The sequence below is a fragment of the Psychrobacter sp. 1U2 genome (assembly GCF_051847575.1).
Genome location: NZ_JBPYDC010000055.1, coordinates 1 through 2,512, shown reverse-complemented (window position 1 = coordinate 2,512; position 2,512 = coordinate 1). Strand labels below are relative to the sequence as shown.

Below are 2,512 nucleotides of genomic sequence, written 5' to 3'. Positions count from 1 at the left end.
AGATTTATCATAGCACAACATGATAAACTAACTACTTTTAGGTATTCAACATCACATTTGCGAGGTCTTCATGTCTACCCCTACTGCGATGCCAGCTTGTCTGTATATCGTTGCTACTCCAATTGGTAATTTAAGCGATATGACGCCGCATGCAATTGAAACTTTAAAACATGTAGCTATTATTGCCTGTGAAGACACTCGCACTTCAGGGAAACTATTGGCGCATTTTGGTATCGACACCAAAGGCGACAATACCAATGATAAGCCTGTTAATAAAATTGACAATATTGATGCCACAGCAGACAATAAAAATCGCGGACATAATAAGCTGTGGGCATATCATGAACACAACAGCGCTATCCAAACGCCCAAAATTATCGAGATGATCCAACAAGGGCATTCGGTCGCTTTAATTAGCGATGCAGGCACGCCACTGGTCAGCGATCCAGGTTATCAGTTGGTGCAGGCTGCGCATGCAGCTGATGTCAAAGTATCGCCTATTGTCGGTGCCTCAGCTGCGATTGCCGCGCTGTCAGTCGCCGGACTACCTTCTGATCGCTTTAGCTTTATTGGCTTTTTGCCTGCAAAAACGCATGGTCGCCAAAAGCAGCTATCTGCGTTGAAATCACGTCCTGAGACACTCATATTTTATGAGGCACCGCATCGTATTGTGGCAAGCTTAGAAGATATGGTAGAAGTATTTGGTGCTGAGCGCGAAGTAACCTACTGTCGTGAGCTGACCAAAACTTTTGAGACCGTATATAAAACGACCCTTAGAAGTCTTGTTGACTTTGTTAAAGCCGATGATAATCAGCGGCGTGGTGAAATAGTTGTGGTCATTGCAGGAGTCAGCGTCGTACAGGACGACGATATCAGTGTCCATGACAAACTATTGCAGCGTTTACTAGAAGACATGTCCGTCAAAAAAGCGGCGTCTTTAGCTGCTGATATTACAGGTGTCAAAAAGAACGCTTTGTACCAGCGCCTTCTTGAGCTGCAAGCTTAGCAATCAATTGAATGGCTATTTTATTTTAATATTAAAAAGGGAGAGATAATACATGTACGATGTGATGGCGATAGGTAATGCCTTGGTTGACTATGAATTCGTGCTAAGTGATGAGGCATTGGAAGAGACTGAGCTGACCAAAGGCAATATGACTTTGGCAGGTCTTGAGGAGCAGCAGCAAGTACTGGCATTTTTAAAACTGGCAAACATTAAGCTATCAAAACAAGCGGGTGGTGGCTCAGCTGCTAATACTATGTTTACTTTTGCAAGTTTAGGCGGTAAACCTTTTTACGCTTGTCGTATAGGTGACGATATCCAAGGCACATTTTATCTAAAAGATTTAAACCAAGCAGGCGTGGCAACCTCATCTAAGTCAGTACATGAAGGCGGCGTGACAGGCTCTTGTGTGGTCGCTGTCACCCATGACGGTGAACGTACGATGCAAACCTATCTTGGTACATCCAGTGATATCACTGCTGATAATGTTGATTTTGACGCACTAACACAATCAGACTGGCTATATTTAGAAGGCTACTTGGCGATGTCTGAGAGCATTCAACCTGCCATGACCCAGCTCCGTCAACAAGCAGGGATTCATGATGCCAAAATTGCAGTCAGCTTTGCCGATCCAGCGGTGGTGAAGTTTGCAAAAGAAGGTTTACTTAATATGCTGGGTAACAAAGTTGCCGTAATATTCTGTAATAGTGAAGAAGCCCGACTGTTTACTGGAAAAAAACAACTCAAAGCTTCAGCACGTGGACTGCTTGAATACTGTCAGATAGCCGTGGTTACTGATGGGGCTAATGGTGCAATCATCGCTTGTAAGCCCGAAGAAAAAAACAGCGACATTATTATTCATGAAGTACCAACGCCCAAAGTGACCAATGTAATTGATACAAATGGAGCCGGTGATAACTATGCAGGTGCATTCTTATACGCCCTCTCACAGCAATATAGCCTACCGGAATGTGGTCGTCTTGCCAGCGAAGTCGCCAGTCAAGTCATTCAACAGTTTGGTCCGCGACTCGACTCCCAAGACTACAAAGACATTGCTTGCCGAGTACTGGTCGCCTAGATAAGCGTTGTTGACATTGTTAGTCCACTATAGAGCCCATACCGTTAGATCAATAAAAAAGCCTATATCATGATGATATGGGCTTTTTTGGGTGACGAACTGTTTTTAAACAGAGGCTGACGCTAATGCCTGTGCCAGATCTGCTTTTATATCCTCAATGTGTTCGATACCGATAGACAACCGCACCATGTCATTACTAACGCCCGCTTGCTCCAATTCTTGCTCGTTTAGCTGACGATGCGTCGTCGTCGCTGGATGACAGGCCAAAGACTTTGCATCGCCGATATTGACCAAGCGCGTGATCAGCTGCAACGCATCAATAAAGCGTGTCCCTGCTTCAAGACCACCTTTTACTCCGAAAGTCAAAATAGCAGATGGTGTGCCTTTCATATATTTTTTGGCAAGCTTGTGCTCAGAATGATCGGGCAAGC

Annotated in this window: 3 protein-coding genes; 2 read left to right on the top strand and 1 reads right to left on the bottom strand. The window is 44.5% G+C overall.

The genetic code is table 11. The features are described from left to right. The first annotated feature begins 70 nt into the window (after nucleotides 1-70). Both rsmI and ACS8FD_RS12955 read left to right on the top strand, forming a co-directional pair. Nucleotides 71-1,006: a 16S rRNA (cytidine(1402)-2'-O)-methyltransferase gene (rsmI, locus tag ACS8FD_RS12960; RefSeq protein ID WP_439263491.1), complete on the top strand. Its 936-nt coding sequence runs from the start codon at nucleotides 71-73 to the stop codon at nucleotides 1,004-1,006. Between the two features lie 52 nt (nucleotides 1,007-1,058). Then, nucleotides 1,059-2,081 carry an adenosine kinase gene (locus ACS8FD_RS12955; RefSeq protein WP_439263493.1) on the top strand — a complete coding sequence of 341 codons (1,023 nt, stop codon included), beginning with the start codon at nucleotides 1,059-1,061 and terminating at the stop codon, nucleotides 2,079-2,081. A 105-nt stretch (nucleotides 2,082-2,186) separates the two neighbouring features. Here the strand turns inward: ACS8FD_RS12955 and ACS8FD_RS12950 are convergent. Further along, a partial coding sequence (locus ACS8FD_RS12950; protein WP_439276203.1) for a PLP-dependent transferase occupies nucleotides 2,187-2,512 on the bottom strand: 326 nt, incomplete at its 5' end.